Genomic DNA, 15,739 nt, shown 5'->3' with positions numbered 1-15,739 from the left:
ATGGATCCAGTTTTCTCACCTCTTTTTACTTGGATAGTCAGGCACAATATGAGCACCCTTTTTACCATAATGGATTTTGAATACGGTTGTCTCAGCTTCTTCGCCGGTCAAGTTGTTGACTGCCGTTCCGATAACCCGGTCATTAGTCAGGATAAGCTCTTTATTGTTCCAGCCCTTGGCGCTGAATGTAATCTTACCAGACCCAGCGTATTCCTTGATTAAGGCTTCGGCCTCTTCCTGAGATACGCTCAATCGGGATGGACCATATTGCCCCTTGGCCTTTAGCTTATCCACGTACTGCCTATATTCATGCGTGCCGGGGATATGCTTATTCTGCTGACCGGTTAAGACCGTCTTAGGTATCTGGTTGGACCGTATGAGTTGCCGTGTTTCCTCTATCTTGGCATTCAGCTCAGCATTTTTCAAGCGCTCAATGCGTTCACTTGCCGGCATCTCACCTTCCACCTGGTCCCGCTTATAATCACGACGCAGAGAAGGGTTCTCCTCTAAGTGCTGTTTTAGCTTCTCATTCCATTCCATAACCTTCTTACCGTATTTGACTTGGTTGCCCGCATCAATGGACCCGACTTCCAGCCGCTTATATTTGCGGATCCCGCGCTCCAGATATCGTTGCCACTGCTCAGCTTTATACCGCTTGAGGGCAAGAGCCGAGTCAACGGGACCCGGAAGCCGAGTTATGCCAGGAAAGAACGTTGCCAAGGTGTGTCGGCAGTTCGGATGGAAGGCCCCTTCCGACATCGCATAGGACAGAAGCAGATAACCGGTATCCCTGGATAGCTGCTCCGCTTGCTCCCGGGTAATCGACGTGTAGACGTCATCGATCAGGACGGTACCTTGGAACGGTAGACACCACGGGGAACAGTTATCATGGCTACTCATGACTACGGTATAGACGCCCCATTCGTCTCGCTTTTTACCTTCGCCTAAAAACGTAGCCCGCTGGCTAACCGTGCGCAGGGCCATCTCCGCATAGGCGGATATGGTCATTTTACGGCCATCACTGAAGGTGAAGACATCAATACCACGAGATAAAAAATCCTTGGTCGCCTTATCGATAGCCTGGTCCAGTGTCATGCCGCCCAGGGTCATATGAGCCTCAGCCTTGTAAATCACTTGCCGATAGACATCATCCATCTTACGCAGGACAGCTTCACTGCCTTTGTGTAAATCCTTCTTGGCTGCATCCTGGAGCGCCTTCAGCTTCTTCGCGTTAACCCCGAAAAAGTCCTTCTCCGGTGGAGCCTTCGGTAAGGGCCTCGTAGGTGCCGGCTTCTTCTTGCCATTTTTCGGCTTGGGTTTCGGTTGCTCAAGCTCTGTAGGATCCGGGGAAAGCTGCTCCTTGAAATCTTCGGGGAAGGTGATTTCCGTTTCGACTTGTGCGCGCTGTCGGCCAAAAGGCTTTAGTACCGCATTAACCACACGATCCCAAGCACGCCGGAACCGGTTCTGACCTTCTACAAAGCTCTGCTGAGTCACGTCATCAATGATCTTATTAGCCGCCGTGCCCGCATCTCCAATAAGCTTCTTATTCTCCCGCCTAAACTTATTCAAGCTGCGAAGCTTAGCCAGCTGCCACTGATCAAATCGAAAGCCGACGTTCTCCTCTTCCCTTTCATGACGGGATAGATTCCGTTTCATGCTGGCAATCAGGTTCAACGTCATCTCTTCGAAGACGTCCCGGAGGCTATACGGATCCTTGTTGGACATTATTCCTCACCGTCCGGATCCTCGTCATCCTCGCCTGGCGGATCATCATACTCACCGTCCGGGTCTTCGTCCGTAGATGACATGCCCTGTTCTTCCTTAAGCCGCCTTACCTCTTCGGCCTTTTCTTCATCGGTCCAGGTATCACCGTATAACTCTTCGACTGTTCGCTCAATGCTCATGATCCCGTATGTCCTGGCCTTGCCGACCGTCTCCACCACACTGTCAAATGAAGGGGAGGCATATTCCCCGAAGGTAACACTGGCTTTGTACTCACCAGCGGAGCGGGACTGCATGGTGTCATACACCTTCATGACGGTGGTTACCAAAGCAGGAATGATCTCGTTCAGCCTCTCGATGATTTTACCGCGAGTATATAGCGTGGCCTTTTCCTTCTCGCGCTGCGCCTCTGCATTGTCTGTCTTCTTCAGATCAATGCCTAATGTGGCCGGGGAGATGATTCCCTGCAAGCACATGTCCAAGGCGGAGGCATAGCTGCCCAGGAACGCCTCATACAAAATCTGCGGCTGAACCATATCGATTTGACCTTTCGCATCCTCGGCCAGCATGGAACCAATCTTGATAAACTGGTTATCGAACGGATTCGGCTTCATCGGTACGCCGGACTGAGGGTTACGCGGGATAAGGTCTTCTGGAATATACTTTTGCACCCGGCCCGCGCGAATCGCATCGATCCATTGACTGATGACCTCGTCCAGTGCATCAAAGCTATCGGCCTTGGAATCAAAAAGCGATTTGCCGCGGCCTTTCCATTTCTTTGACCTGAAGAACATGAGCGGAAGTGCCATCATGAAATCACCATCAAAGGTAACCTCCGGTGCAAGCTCAGCTGTTTCCGGAACAGTGGTCAGCGGAACTTCTTTGCCATCTGCATTCAGAAGCCTACAGCGTACAAAGCCAACGCCGAAGGTTTCCTCTAGCCGGTAGTCCTTATCCTTATGACGGTAATCGGTGAAGAACAGAACCTCCTTGAGTCGGCCCCGATCCCTCCGATACTCCACACGGTCCCCGCTGTAAAACTCAAGGATTGGATACTCGGTTACATCTGGATCCGTGGTAATCTTAAATGCTCCGTCCCCGGTGACCAAAGCTTCGGTTATGCTATCGCCCAGAAGCTCGTCAAAGTCATTATCCTTGGCGATTTCTTCCCAAAGGTCCGTTGGCTCCTTCTTCCCCAGGTCGATGCCGTCCAGGTCGGCTATTACGATGTCGGACAATCGCTCCACGATCATAGCCGGTAATCCGGAGTGAATCTTCCTAATCTGCAGATCGGCACTCGGTACCGCTGCCCAGAAGCGGGATTTCCCCACGCTGTCCGTAACGGCCTGCTTATAAAACTGGTCCAGCTCGGACGGATCGCCGCGATACCACAGCTGATTACGAAGCACATTGGTGCGGTAGCTAAATGGCTCCGTGATCGTGATGATCTGGTTTTCAGGTGCCGGGTTAATCCTCAACATTTTCATGACCATATTTTTAAACCCCCCCACTCTCTTAACCTCCTAACAGGTACATCGTTTCAGCTACGCCCGTCGTGGCGTCTGGTGCGTCATCATGCGCATTCTTGCCTTCACGTTGATAACTCGTCATAGCCTTGTAATACTCCGGCCATTTGTCACGCCAGTTGGCCGGTAAATAGACATGATTCATAACCCACGTGGCGTTAGAAGTTATGCGCGCTATCTTATTTTTCGATTGATGGAACCAGCTAACGTCCGTCCGGTTGCTTTTCAACTCTTGCTCCAGGATCCGTTTCACGTTCCGCGCAAATGATCGACCACCGCTGTTAGACTCAATCCTTTCTCGATTGACCTCAAACGTAAAAAGAGCCTGCGCGACGGCGGGCTCCGTAATCTCCATAGGCTGCTTCGTATATATAACATCCAGGACGTACGCTTCCTTGTTGTACACGCCCCAGATGATATTGCATAGGTAATCATCACCCTGATCGGCGGTATCACAATAAGAGTAAATGCCCGTAAAGTCTTTAGGCAGTTCCGTATACGTCTTGAAGCTGCTGTATAGCTTACCCTTGATGTCGATTGGGATCTGCTGATAGTTCGCGCTGGCGATGTCCTCACCCATGGCCCGTACCTTCATGTCATAGGATTCACGGGAAAGGACTTCATCGCAAAGCATCGTGCCATCGTCCTGTAGCGCCTTCATCGTCAGAAGCCGAACCTTCTTTTTCTCTTCAGCGAAGTGCTCCAGCGCCCGACCAGCCAGGTCACCTGTAGCCCAGCGAGTCATGATGATGATAATCTTGCCGCCTTCTTCCAAGCGGCTCAGCATCGTATTCGTGAACCAATCCCAATGCTTCTCAAGCGTTGCCTCGTTGTTGGCCTCTTCCGCATTCTTAATCAAGTCGTCAATGATTAACAACGTTGCGCCGAAGCCAGTAGCCGTACCGGTAGGAGACGTTGCCAGATAGTTGTTATAGCCACCCTCTAGGCTCCATAGGTTCATAGCACCATCCCCGCGCTGAATCTTAACATGTGGGAAGATGTCGCTGTATACGATAACTTCTGGATCCGCCTTGGCGGTGCTGATCCCGTTACGCACCGCTTTGGAAAACGTTGTGGATAGTGTCTCGTTGTAGGAGCCTGTCATGATCTTGGCCGACTGATCTTGCCCAAACACCCATTGCGCGAACATGGAGGCCGACCTGGACTTACCATGGCGTGGGGGCTCGTTGACGATTAGGATATCGTCGTCTGACTCATAGAAGTCTTGCATCTCATTGCACAAGTCGATAAGGTATTGCCGATTGTCCCTGTAAAAGTCTGGGGCCATCGCCTGGCAGAAGCCGAAGAACTCACGCCTTGCTAGTTCGATCCGGGCGTAACGCTTGATTGTCTCAATATCAATCATCGCGGATCAGCTTCCTCAGCTCATCGGTCGTAAGACCTTGAAGCGGGTTATTTACTTCCACCTGGCCGCTATGACCAATCTCCTGTTTATCGCGCCACTTGTCTGGCCGACGATTCTTAAGCCAGAATATAGCGGCTGCCGTCTCGGGCTGCACCTCTTTGGTCACTCGCTTGGTTTCGACCATAATCGTCTTATACTCTCCAGTCTCTTCGTCCAGCTCCCTAGCAGCCTCTTTAGTTACCTCGTCGTATCGATAGCCCAGTGCCCTTTTAAACAAGGCATTCTCAACCTCAACGTCAACAACCTCTTGGCCCCTTTTTAGGGCCTCCGATAATTCCGGAAACTTATTTTTGTAATCAGAAAAAGAGGACATCGCCACGCCTAACTTCTTGGCAATATCCTCCTGAATCATCCCATCGCGAGCCCACGCCTCAATCAGCAGGAGTTTAGGTTCTACGTGTGTCTGATATTTACTTTTCCGTCCTCCTGCCATCGCAGTCAGCTCCTTTATCTAATTTTGTTAACAGAAATTCAGTTAAAGTGCTATTAATCATACTAGATGTCTGATAGGATCTTAACTTGAACCTAAAACACTATCACTTCGTATAACGTTGTAATAAAACAAAAAAGGGGATGATTCAGTGTCATCATTTTTATTTTTCGGACCACCCATTGTAATTTTCCTTATTTTCACACTGATTGATCTCTCGAACTTTAAGTGGGTTCATCTTAAATTACGAAGACCCTCTAAAAAGTTCGTTAAAGGGATTCCTTTCACACATGAAGAATACGAATTATCCAAAATAAACTCTGATTTTTTCAAGTACTACCATCAGTACAAACTAGAATCATTACGAAACTTCGAAAAAGAAATCTTATTAAAAAGTTCTAGGTATGTGGAAAACAATCAACTTTCAAGTTATTTTATTTCCTTAGTAACTATATTAAGCTTAATCATCGCGGCATTTGCAACAATTTCAAGCATTATAAACTCTGATCAAACGATATCTTTAGTTATTTTTACAAGTGTCTTAGTTGTGAGTCTAGCTGCTTATTTCATGGCAGATTTAACAACTAAAACATATAACGCTAATTTAATGGACCGTCATTTAATCGTAATTCGAATAGTTATTCAAGAAAAAGAAAAAGAATTACAGCTTGAAGAATTAAGAAAACAAGAAAGCAAAAAAATACGTGAATCTAGATTACGTAAAAATATTTAAAGCACCCCGAAGGATGCTTTAAATATTTAGCTCTAATCATACGATTTGCTAAGTTCTTTTCTACGTTCTTCTGCGAAATCCGAACAGGCTAAAAGTTCGTCTTTTATCCGTTGCGCAATCTCAAAACACTTTAATTGATCGATTTGTGGTACAGACATATTAATAAGGGCAGACCTTATTTTAATTTCAAGTTCATAGACCCTCATAAAAGTATCGTTATCTACTTTTGCAGCTAGTTTATACATCTCAAAATAATTATCAAGTATTTCTCTTTCAAACTTACCTTTACTAGTAACAGTTGTAGCTAAGTTACTGAACAAGGTGTACATGTTCGATGCTATTACGCTAATTTCAAATAAATTACTAAGCCTCTCGGGGAGTTGGTCCCTCTTTTTGCTTTGTTCCGCTTTCTTTTGAGTCCAACTCACACTTAACATGGTGAATGCACCGCCGATTAAACTACCTGCAATACCTATAAATCCAGATTGAAACTTTTCATCTTTTAATATTTCTAAAAATAGTTGCAACGTCAATAACCCCCCTGACATCAAACTTCGACATAAAGGGATATATTTCCTGCAAAGAAATACCGCCTCGACCCGAGACGGCAAAAAGGGGGAGATGAAAAAGCTACGAATAACCGACATCAGGATTTGAACCCGAACCGCTGCTCTCTGTTATTACAGGGCCCCGCAGCACTCTGCCAATTGAGCTATGCCGGTGAAAATAAAAAGAGACGGCCGCCTAACGGCTCGTTTGGTCCATTGCCGACCGCCTCCTTACATGAAGGGCACAATATCATTTTAACAGGGGTTGACACGGAAAACAAGAACATATGTTTGTCATTTTGCGGTCAATTTTCTGTCATTATCGTGCCAAGTTTACGTATTCCCTTTCAGCTGCTCGGATTCTTCGTCTAACTGTGCTTTCAGATATCTCAAGTTTTTCAGTAAGCTCCTGAAGTTCCATCCCCTCAACGTATATCCATCGCATCAGCGTAGCAGCATAAGGCTTATACTCTTCGAGGGTCGATAGGATAAAATCAATCCGGTCAATCTCGGCCTGTAAGTCCTGCAACTCGGTTAGTCGCTCTATGATTGCTTCGATCCCATTCCGGATATCATACCCGCGCGCCTCGATCACTTTCTGAATCTTTCGCCGTAGCTCTTGCAGCAGCTCTGTGTCTTCCGGATCCATCACTTGAACCGGTACAGCTTGCTTCTGGGCTTTTACTCCAGCAGGGTAACCGGTTATATAAACGTGGGCTACACTCTCCAGTTTCTGCTCATGCTTCGACAGGTACATGTATGGCGTCAGCCCTCTAAGTTTACGGTGGAGCTCCTGCAGGTGATCATCCTCGTTCAAACGGCTGACCGTAATGCCAGCGCCAACGCTATAGGTTGATAGCGCCATTATGCGTGCTTTCTTTTGTCGGTAATTAGAAAGCTGCTCTATCACCTGTTGTTCTATTGTCATGATGCCTTCATCCTCTCTATTCTGGCTTTAACGGCTTCCATCAAGGCATCTTGCCCTGCAGCTTTACGCTCCAATGCTGCCACAGCGTCTTCGTCCATAGTCCCCTCGGCTACCAAACGGATAACCACAATGTTATGCCTTACTCCTTGACGGTGAACCCTTGCATTAGCCTGCTGATCTTCTTCCAAGCTCCATATCTGATCAAACCAGACAACCGTCCGGCAGCTTGAATCTTGAAGATTCAGGCCATGGCCTGCTGACTTAGGATGCAAAAGCAACAGCGGGATCTCGTCATTATTCCAGGCGCGGATATCTTCATTCCCGTCTTTGCCTTTCCGTAGGATCCGCGCTTGTGGGAATCGCTCTTGGATCCGCGACAGGCTATGCTTAAAATTGTAGAACACCATAACCGGTTTGCCGTTGGCTGCCTCGATCACGTCCTCTAGGGCATCCAGCTTGGCCTCATGAATCAACTTAACGCCCTTTTCCTCGTCATACACCGCGCCGCTGGCCATCTGCAGAAGCTTGTTCGACAGGACGGCCGCAGTATTAGCCACGACATCAGCGTCCAGAAACGGAAGCAACAGCTCCTTCTCCAGTTTCTCGTATTGCTCTCTGACTTTTGGGCTCAGAGATACCGGGATAGTCCTATCAATCCGTTCAGGCAGCTCCAGCCAGTCTTCGGCTTTCATACTGACGGCAATATCAGAAATAGCCTCGTATACCCGTCCCTCTGCTTCCTGCTTGGCCTTCCATTCGTAAACCACATGGCCGCTACGGCTGCCTGGTGTAAAATAACGATCGCGATAACCTGTTATCGTCTTACCAAGTCGTTCCCCTTGATCGATCAGATACATCGGGGCCCATAGATCCATAAGGCTGTTCGGTGCCGGAGTACCAGTCAGGCCGACCACGCGCTTAATCATTGGCCGGACCCGGCGAAGGGCTTTGAAGCGTTTAGCCCGTGGATTTTTGAAGCCGGAAAGCTCATCGATCACCACAGTATCAAACGGCCACTGGCTGCCGTACTCGCTGACAAGCCACTCTACATTCTCCCGGTTGATTACGTAGATGTCCGCCTCTGCTTTCAAGGCTTTGCGTCGAACAGCGGCGCTCCCTAAAACCTTACTGATCCGGAGATGTCTCAGGTGGTCCCACTTCTCAATCTCTCGGGCCCAAGTGTCATCTGCAACCCGCAGCGGTGCGATAACTAAAACACGGCCAGCATCGAAATAATCGTTCAGCAATAAGTCCATGGCTGTCAGTGTGCTTACGGTTTTGCTAACCCAAGCCCATCTCCAACAGTAGTGCTATATACGGGGTGTCCAGAATTCGCTGAGTCGCATATTCCTGATATTGGTGTGGGATGAACTTCATTTCGGCATCACCTCCTGTATAAACCGGTCAATATCCTCAACCGAATCAATTTTATAATGCATATGCCCCATACCAAGTAGCTTTCTCTTCCAGCGCTCCTGTAGAGGGGCTAATGGCTTGCCCGGCGCTTTCATCTCAACATAAATCGTTTGCCCGTTCGGTAAGATTACAATCCGATCAGGCACCCCTCGCTCCCCAGGGCTTACCCACTTAGGCGCTTCGCCACCTATCGCTTTTACCTTACGAACCAAGCGGCGTTCCAGTGTAGACTCTCTCATCTCAACCTCCTAAGAACTTTCTTGTATTCGGCATCGCTTATATTAAAAACCCAATCAAGGTTACGAGTTTGACGGCCGCAGAATCCAATATCTAGCATGGTTGCGGCAAACTCGTCTTTACTCACAGTAAATCCTCCCGGTAATTCCTCGAACAATCTTCTAATCATAAAATCAGGAAGGTACTGGTTAATGTGAAGCCTTGCCGATGGGTCGAAATTTGACTCAATCCAATGCCTTAACGTTACATGTCTGCTCTTCATTTCTACTCCCTCTTTTCACTTCCTTGGGTTGCCGATTTGCCTTCTACGTACGCGTACTGCAAGGATGTGCGTTTAACCTATATATGCCCTCTGCGATTACGGGTTAATTTACCCCCTATACTAAAATAGTAGATTTTACGGCAACCTTGGCAACCAGCCGTCGTAAACCCTTGGTATGTCTAGGGTAGTTGCGGTTGCCGCAAAACCGATTTCTCGGCAACTTACGGCAACTGTGGCAACCATTTACGGCAACCACGGCAACCCTTCGGCAACCGTCTACGGCAACCGCTCAAATACCCTTTGAACACCGTATCCTGGAACCTTCGCTTTCCCCTTTCTCTCGTTCCACTCTGGTAAGCGGCGAAGAATATCCATGATATCCTTTGCGTCCCATGTCTTCATATCTCCACGCTTTTTACCAAGGCATTCCGTCCAGATTTGGGCAGCACACACTCGATCACGAAGGTCATCGGTAGGGCGTCCCATCTCATCCTCTAATGGCATATCAAGCCACTCTTGGATAATGCCTTCCCGTGGATCCGTCTCCATATGTGCAGCTTGTTGTCGCTCCGCTTCCATGCGGGCTTCGCTGTCCAGCTCCAAGGTTTCCCCCGCCTTAAACCAGCTCAAAACCTCAGCCCATATTTGGCTCACTTCTTCCTCGGTCAATTCCTCCCAGTGACTCTTTATTGCTCGATCGGGGAATATCTCGATGGGCCAGAAGCGCCGGTTACCAGTTGCGTCCCGAAGAAAATCACGGGTATTCGTTGTCCCGAAGAATACACACTTCCGTGGGAACTCAGATACCTGGCGATCATAGGCCACCCGATAACGGTCTTCGGTCTTGGATAAAAACGCTTTGACTTCTTCAACCTCGGTCTTTTTCATGGCCGACAGCTCACCGATCTCGAAGATCCAGCCACTCTGCAGGTGTTCTCCGGCTTCCTTGTTCTCAAAAGTTCGTAAAGAGTCAGAGAACCATTCACGGCCTAGCTTCGCCAGCAAAGAGCTCTTCCCAGCACCCTGGGGCCCGACAAGGACCAACATCTGGTCAAACTTACACCCTGGACGATATAGCCTTGCAACGGCAGCCAGCAGCATCTTCCGTGTCGCCTGTCTGGTGTAATGGATGTCAGCTGCACCCAGGTAATCAATAAATATGCGTTCTGCCCGCGGCTGGCCGTCCCAATCGGCACTCTCGACATAAGACCTGATCGGATGAAATGTATTCCGGTGGACGACCTCAGTGAAGGCGTTTTGGATCGTCTTAGCCGAATTGATACCGTGCACCTTGGCAAACCAATGCTGTAGCCGTTTATCATCGGCACCCAACCATGGCTCATAGGAGCGTCCCAGACGTTCCTGTTCACGCCATGGCAGCGACCGCCGGATAACCTCCGTGTTCCCAAAAGCGTCATAAGCCAGGACGTTCTTCCACGGCCCATGTGACAGCATGAGCTCTACGTTTCCCGCCGTGGGCAGTGGCTCACCTGTCTTATGATGGATCTCCAGTTGATCCTCCCAATCCACTTCATCCGGATCGTCCTCATCATCGGGAAACTCGTCTGCCATCTCGGCGAAATCCGCCTGGCGCTCAGCGAAGACAAGCTTCTTTACCTCCGGCCGCTGCGCCGCCCACTGCTCCATAGCCAGGTGACTCGGCTTCTTCGCATCTGGTGTATGCTCTTTCACCCGTTCGTCTAAATGACCGAATTTATGAACTCGTACTAGATCAAAAAGGTTATAAGTGCGACCGTCTGCAATCGGATCACTGTCTTGATGTGAGAATGCAAGATCCTGATCCGGATAGACTTCCAGGCCATTACCGCTGGACCCCTTGGTGTATGTGTACCGATCCGGCATTGAACCCTTTTCGTAAACATCCGATAAAAAGGTTTCTATCCCTTCTTCAATGGTGAATGCCCTACAGAAGAGGCCGATCGTCCCGAACTTCTCCCGAGGATCCTGCGCTCTCTTGGCTGCCAGTTGAGCAGGTGATTTATCTTCTGGATGCCGCGGCCAGGCCATGACGTCATGCCAATCGGTATACTCGTCCAGGATACGATCCACATAGAGCGGCTCCCCTTCGAAGACTTCCAAGACCGGATCTGCGTCCTTGCTACAGCTCGGCAGGTACATAAGTCGGTGGACGTCAAACGTGGTCTTGTCGAAATACTCCATCCCGATATGTTCCGACAGTTTACGGCTGACAGCTGCATACTCGTCCGGGCTCATGTTGCGATCCACCGGAACGATCAGGCGGTATTTCGGTTTCTCCGGCCGATGGCTGTGAGTGGAGTATATAACGTAAGCCGTCCCACCCAGCACAAGCTCAGCGGAAAATAAAAAATCATCGTCTCCGCGATCGACATCCAGGGTGATCAAGCTCCGGCTATCGACATTCTCCTTTTTCCGGCGCCCTGTGCGGACAAGCCCGCCAACAAAAGCGGGCCCATCCTTCAATTTACCGCGGGCATTGTTGTTCATCTTGTCATACTGGGCCATCGTCTCTGCTGTCCGCCGGACCTTCCGCAGCCGGTCCACGAACTCATCCCAGGTCAAATATTCAGTTTTCCAGTTCGTATCAGCCCGGTGCTTGCCGAAGCTAATGTCCAGTTCCTGCATGATGCCACCTCAATTAACTAAAAAAATAGTTTCTGCAAAAATCGAAATCTCAAAGATTAATAGACTCTATGAATGGTATAATATTCCTAGTTCTTATAAACTAGGAGGTACTATGACTGAAGAAAAAAAGTTCCTGAACGTTGGACTTGTCATGCCAATTGCACCAATCGACGGCTGCACTACTGAACACTGGATTGATGTAAAAAGAATCATCACTGAATCACTTGCCGATATCACAGATTACGATACTAACCCTAAAATTGTAAGCGAAGGAGACAGTACTGGGCTCATACATAAACGTATTGTTGAAGGGCTTTACACTTCAGAGATTGTAATTTGTGATGTTAGTTGCAAGAACCCTAACGTTATGTTTGAATTAGGAATGCGACTAGCCTTTGATAGGCCAACTGTAATTATAAAAGATGACAAGACAGACTATTCCTTTGATACTGGAGTTATAGAACACCTCAATTATCCGAGGGATCTTCGCTACAATGAAATCGTGGAGTTTAAAGAACGCCTTGCCGAAAAAGTAAAATCAACTTACGAAGAATCAATTAAAGATTCTAACTATTCTCCATTCTTAAAAAGCTTTGGTACTTTTAGGGTGTCTTCTTTAAAAGAAGATGAAGTAACTCCGAATGAGTTTATCATTAGGACTCTGCAAGATATCCAAGTTGAAATTAATGAACTTAAAACCTCAAATCTTCGAAAAGGCAATCAAAATTATGATTCGAACCCTTTTAAAAAGAGAGTATCTAGTCTTACATCATCAAGAATGTTCGATGCGATGTTAGAAGTCATTGACAATCTTATACTAGAAGATACTTTTGTAAATCTCTCAACGAATGAGTTAATACCAATTGTAAAGAACGAGCTTAATAAAATGGGGTTTATGGCAAAAGATCATGAGATTCGGGCTGCCTTAAAAAACATCTTGGATGAATACGGAAATAAAATTCTCAAGGATGCTTAAACTCTGTTATTTGGTGCCCGGCGCCACTTGATCCTCCCCATCAATCCTTCTTATAAAAGTCCGTCTCAAAGGCTTCGGCACGAAGCGGAAGCCCCGGCGCCCATTCGATCGGCTGCCCCATAATTTCAGTTATCTCGTTTAACGAGTCCCTGCCATTGTCGTAAGGCTCATCGACAATGACCTCATCGTGGACATGCATTCTAGTCTCAAAGCCTGCAGCGTCCAAACGAAGCATGCTCACGGCCAGGCAGTCCCGGCTGATCGCCTGCACAATGTTCTCGACCAGCTTAGGGCCGTAAGTGTCGATCTTGCCCCATGTCTTCTTTGTCTGGTCCACGCCGTCATAGATCAAAGCCGGCTTATCAAACTTCCCATCAACGATCCGGGGGTTTACGTACGACAAACGCCGACCAGATGGTAACCGAATAAACAGATAGCCGCCTTCGCAGTAGAATGTCAGACCATACTGCAGCTTGATCGTTCTTCGTTCCTGGACGGCCGTCATTGCGGCCCTATCCACATCCCACCAAAGCTTTGTTATCTTCGGGTTAGCTGCACGCCAAGTCTTAACAAGTGGCGGCAGCTCGTCCGGAGTTAGTCCCATTTTAAGGGCCCCCATCTGCTCCAGTGCTCCCACAGCCCCGCCGTAACCCAGTGCTAGCTCCGCGATCTTCCCTTTTTGGCGTAAGTCCTTGGTGATGTTTTCAAGACTAAGATTGAACATCTGCGCAGCCGAGGCTTCATAAATCTTGCCATGGGTCTTGAATACCTCCAGTCTCCAAGTCTCATCCGCCAGCCAGGCTATCACCCGTGCCTCGATCGCTGCGAAGTCTGAAACGATAAACCGACATCCCGGCGAAGGCACGAAGGCCGTACGGATTAGTTGAGACAGGACAAATGGTGGAGCGCCGAACAACATTTCAAGCAGCTCATAATCTCCGGAAATCAGGAGATCCCTTGCAAGCTCCAAGTCCGGCAGTTTGTTTTGCGGAAGGTTCTGCACCTGCACCAGCCTTCCCGCCCAGCGCCCCGTCCGGTTTGCTCCGTAGAATTGCAGTAGCCCCCTAACCCGACCATCCTGGCAGCGTGCGCGCTGCATGGCTTCGAACTTCTTCACGGATGTTTTAGACAGCTGCTGTCGGAGCTTCAGCATCGTTTTAACTTTTTGGCTCTTCGCTTCCTTGATCAGTCCGGGAATAGTGTCTTTAGTTAAGCCGTCGATCTGGATCCCTTCCTCTTCCTCCACCCAAGCCTTTAGCTGTGCAACACTATTGGGGTTGTCCAGTCCTGTTATCTCCTTAGCCTCCTGAACCGTTCGTATCTTAAAGGCTTCATCGCATTCGATGGCCCGAGTATCTAGTTCTGGATGAAGCGGAACCCCGTTGTCGTTGATCTTTTGATCCAACGTCCAGAGCTTATGTTCAAATTCGGAAATCTCGTATTTCTCGATCATCTTACGAACGGCCCGTTCTGCCTCCACGTCCTGCCGGTTATATTCCTTGTACTGCTGCCACTTCTCCGGATCATGGTACGGAAGGTTTCGAGTTCGCCCACCGTTGACCTTGGTCGGCTTGCAAGGCATAGAGAAGTATTTGATCAGCCCCTTACCAGAACTGTCTTTCTGTTCATCCACTTTCAGTACCTTGGCAACTCCGGCCAGATCACCGGGTAACCCCAAGGTAAGGGCATGAACGCTTGAGCAACGCCATTGTTCCGGAGGCATCGGCACGCCTAAGTGTTTCGCCAGCGCGGTCCGTTCGAAATTAGCGTTAAAAGCTGTTTTGGTGACGTCCATCTTGAGGGCCTTGATTACATCCCCAGGTATCTCTTCAAAATCAAGAAGATCAATAACCGTCACTGGGTCATCATCGAAAGCAAACCCGAACAACAGAATTTCAAATTCAGGAGCCTCAACATAGGGATAAACGCCCGATTTTTTGATGTCTACACTGCTGTATGTTTCAAGGTCGATCTGCAGTAGAGTCATATCACTCGCCCTCGTTACAATCGACACAACCTGTATCACGCATGTCATACTCAGATCCAAATTCATCAACCATGGTGTGAATATCTTCTTCAGCCAGCGCTCTTTTTACAGCATGTTTAAAACACAACCACTTTCCGTACTCAGTCTGATATTTCACTTGAAGATCCATGATGTCCCCTCCAAATTACGATTTTGCGGTTATAAAAAGGGGCCTGATACCAAGCCCCTCCAAAGAAGTAAAATTAGTTCAAGTAATCGTCATCGTCACTGATATCTACAATGTCGTCGAAGTCTTCACTTGCGAAGTCATCATTCAGACTACTGCGACCACCCAGGAAATCGCCATCCTGTACTTTAACGATGTTATTGAGGCCTGCTGCAATACCTTTGTTTCCTTTAGTGTCAAATAGATAGAAGTTAATGCTGACTTTGGCATAGCAGCCGGAATATACTTCGGTTGTGTCTGTGATCTCTTGAAATTTGGTTTTTCCGTTGTTGTCCTTACCGATCGGCTTCGCGATACCAGGTCTGTTTTTGCTTTTGGCATTGAAGAAATAGTGACCCTCATAGGCTTCATCATCCGGTCTTTCTTCATCACCATCTCGCAGAGGAGTATGGAACTTAGGAGGAATTTTACCCCCATACTTAGCCTTCGCCTGCTCTTTCAACACATCAACGGCAGCTTTAATCTTGCGCAGAGTTTCCTTATCATCTTTAGGGATTAAAATGGACGAGTTATACCAGAGAACCCCGTTATCATCAGGAGTGGCCTCCCATACATTGGCGTAACTAAGACGTACCTTTCCAGTGATTACTTTGGTTGATTGATTATCGATTGCCATATGTTCATTTCTCCTTTTATTTGAATTAGTCTTCCTACTGACCAAGCACCGGAAGTCATTCTGTCTACGTGGTAATCA

The 15,739-nt window shown here is 48.2% G+C and carries 14 protein-coding genes and 2 pseudogenes; 2 read left to right on the top strand and 14 right to left on the bottom strand.

The genetic code is table 11. The annotated features are described in order from the left end of the window. Positions 1-15: 15 nt before the first annotated feature. From MHH48_RS14835 to MHH48_RS14820, 4 genes are read right to left on the bottom strand one after another with little or no spacing between them, the layout of a single operon-like run. Positions 16-1,728, bottom strand: a complete 1,713-nt coding sequence (locus MHH48_RS14835; RefSeq protein WP_076326425.1) for a phage minor capsid protein — start codon at positions 1,726-1,728, stop codon at positions 16-18. Further along, on the bottom strand, positions 1,728-3,236 hold the full coding sequence (locus MHH48_RS14830) for a capsid protein (RefSeq protein ID WP_076326424.1): 1,509 nt from the start codon (positions 3,234-3,236) through the stop codon (positions 1,728-1,730). The genes MHH48_RS14835 and MHH48_RS14830 overlap by 1 nt, the downstream gene beginning before the upstream one ends. A 4-nt stretch (positions 3,237-3,240) precedes the next feature. After that, positions 3,241-4,617 (bottom strand): phage terminase large subunit, encoded by a 1,377-nt coding sequence (gene terL, locus MHH48_RS14825; RefSeq protein WP_083659855.1) that lies wholly within the window; start codon positions 4,615-4,617, stop codon positions 3,241-3,243. Next, a complete protein-coding gene (locus tag MHH48_RS14820) occupies positions 4,610-5,110 on the bottom strand; it encodes a transposase (protein ID WP_076326423.1) in 501 nt (166 codons plus the stop codon). The genes terL and MHH48_RS14820 overlap by 8 nt, the downstream gene beginning before the upstream one ends. A gap of 148 nt (positions 5,111-5,258) precedes the next feature. On the opposite strand from MHH48_RS14820, the gene MHH48_RS14815 reads away from it, so the two are divergent. Then, positions 5,259-5,840: a hypothetical protein gene (locus MHH48_RS14815; RefSeq protein WP_076326422.1), complete on the top strand. Its 582-nt coding sequence runs from the start codon at positions 5,259-5,261 to the stop codon at positions 5,838-5,840. Between the two features lie 32 nt (positions 5,841-5,872). Here the strand turns inward: MHH48_RS14815 and MHH48_RS14810 are convergent, their stop codons facing one another. The 7 genes and pseudogenes from MHH48_RS14810 to MHH48_RS14780 form a co-directional block, all read right to left on the bottom strand. After that, positions 5,873-6,367 carry a hypothetical protein gene (locus MHH48_RS14810; protein ID WP_076326421.1) on the bottom strand — a complete coding sequence of 165 codons (495 nt, stop codon included), beginning with the start codon at positions 6,365-6,367 and terminating at the stop codon, positions 5,873-5,875. Between the two features lie 111 nt (positions 6,368-6,478). After that, positions 6,479-6,562, bottom strand: a pseudogene (locus tag MHH48_RS14805). Between the two features lie 145 nt (positions 6,563-6,707). Next, the gene (locus MHH48_RS14800) at positions 6,708-7,316 is read right to left on the bottom strand and encodes an RNA polymerase subunit sigma-24 (protein WP_076326420.1); all 609 of its coding nucleotides are present in this window, start codon (positions 7,314-7,316) and stop codon (positions 6,708-6,710) included. Further along, a pseudogene (locus MHH48_RS14795) lies at positions 7,313-8,693 on the bottom strand (DEAD/DEAH box helicase). The gene MHH48_RS14800 and the pseudogene MHH48_RS14795 overlap by 4 nt, the downstream one beginning before the upstream one ends. Next, entirely contained in the window at positions 8,690-8,971 is a 282-nt protein-coding gene (locus MHH48_RS14790) for a VRR-NUC domain-containing protein (protein ID WP_076326418.1), read from the bottom strand. The pseudogene MHH48_RS14795 and the gene MHH48_RS14790 overlap by 4 nt, the downstream one beginning before the upstream one ends. After that, complete coding sequence (locus MHH48_RS14785; protein ID WP_076326417.1) at positions 8,968-9,231, bottom strand: hypothetical protein; 264 nt, start codon at positions 9,229-9,231, stop codon at positions 8,968-8,970. Before MHH48_RS14785 ends, MHH48_RS14790 begins: the two co-directional genes overlap by 4 nt. Positions 9,232-9,507: 276 nt before the next feature. Further along, positions 9,508-11,856 (bottom strand): virulence-associated E family protein, encoded by a 2,349-nt coding sequence (locus MHH48_RS14780; protein ID WP_076326416.1) that lies wholly within the window; start codon positions 11,854-11,856, stop codon positions 9,508-9,510. A gap of 112 nt (positions 11,857-11,968) precedes the next feature. Between MHH48_RS14780 and MHH48_RS14775 the strand changes: the two genes are divergently transcribed. Then, positions 11,969-12,832: a hypothetical protein gene (locus MHH48_RS14775; RefSeq protein WP_076326415.1), complete on the top strand. Its 864-nt coding sequence runs from the start codon at positions 11,969-11,971 to the stop codon at positions 12,830-12,832. A gap of 40 nt (positions 12,833-12,872) precedes the next feature. Here MHH48_RS14775 and MHH48_RS14770 read toward each other — a convergent pair whose 3' ends face one another. The 3 genes from MHH48_RS14770 to MHH48_RS14760 all read right to left on the bottom strand — a co-directional run bounded on the left by MHH48_RS14770 (position 12,873) and on the right by MHH48_RS14760 (position 15,661). After that, positions 12,873-14,819, bottom strand: a complete 1,947-nt coding sequence (locus MHH48_RS14770; protein ID WP_076326414.1) for a DNA polymerase — start codon at positions 14,817-14,819, stop codon at positions 12,873-12,875. A gap of 1 nt (position 14,820) precedes the next feature. Continuing rightward, complete coding sequence (locus tag MHH48_RS14765; protein ID WP_179090748.1) at positions 14,821-14,988, bottom strand: hypothetical protein; 168 nt, start codon at positions 14,986-14,988, stop codon at positions 14,821-14,823. A 73-nt stretch (positions 14,989-15,061) separates the two neighbouring features. Continuing rightward, entirely contained in the window at positions 15,062-15,661 is a 600-nt protein-coding gene (locus MHH48_RS14760; protein WP_076326413.1) for a DUF2815 family protein, read from the bottom strand. Positions 15,662-15,739 lie beyond the last annotated feature (78 nt).

Source organism: Paenibacillus sp. FSL F4-0100 (assembly GCF_037993005.1).
Taxonomy (GTDB): domain Bacteria; phylum Bacillota; class Bacilli; order Paenibacillales; family Paenibacillaceae; genus Paenibacillus_AQ.
The sequence above is the reverse complement of the archived record's forward strand: the minus strand, read 5'-3'. Positions and strand labels throughout refer to the sequence as shown.

Excerpts from the sequence above, each read along its gene's own strand:
- MHH48_RS14835 (WP_076326425.1), bottom strand. The coding sequence starts at position 1,728 with ATGTCCAACAAGGATCCGTATAGCCTCCGGGACGTCTTCGAAGAGATG.
- MHH48_RS14770 (WP_076326414.1), bottom strand. The coding sequence starts at position 14,819 with ATGACTCTACTGCAGATCGACCTTGAAACATACAGCAGTGTAGACATC.
- terL (WP_083659855.1), bottom strand. The coding sequence starts at position 4,617 with ATGATTGATATTGAGACAATCAAGCGTTACGCCCGGATCGAACTAGCA.
- MHH48_RS14780 (WP_076326416.1), bottom strand. The coding sequence starts at position 11,856 with ATGCAGGAACTGGACATTAGCTTCGGCAAGCACCGGGCTGATACGAAC.
- MHH48_RS14800 (WP_076326420.1), bottom strand. The coding sequence starts at position 7,316 with ATGACAATAGAACAACAGGTGATAGAGCAGCTTTCTAATTACCGACAA.
- MHH48_RS14760 (WP_076326413.1), bottom strand. The coding sequence starts at position 15,661 with ATGGCAATCGATAATCAATCAACCAAAGTAATCACTGGAAAGGTACGT.
- MHH48_RS14820 (WP_076326423.1), bottom strand. The coding sequence starts at position 5,110 with ATGGCAGGAGGACGGAAAAGTAAATATCAGACACACGTAGAACCTAAA.
- MHH48_RS14785 (WP_076326417.1), bottom strand. The coding sequence starts at position 9,231 with ATGAAGAGCAGACATGTAACGTTAAGGCATTGGATTGAGTCAAATTTC.
- MHH48_RS14790 (WP_076326418.1), bottom strand. The coding sequence starts at position 8,971 with ATGAGAGAGTCTACACTGGAACGCCGCTTGGTTCGTAAGGTAAAAGCG.
- MHH48_RS14765 (WP_179090748.1), bottom strand. The coding sequence starts at position 14,988 with ATGGATCTTCAAGTGAAATATCAGACTGAGTACGGAAAGTGGTTGTGT.
- MHH48_RS14775 (WP_076326415.1), top strand. The coding sequence starts at position 11,969 with ATGACTGAAGAAAAAAAGTTCCTGAACGTTGGACTTGTCATGCCAATT.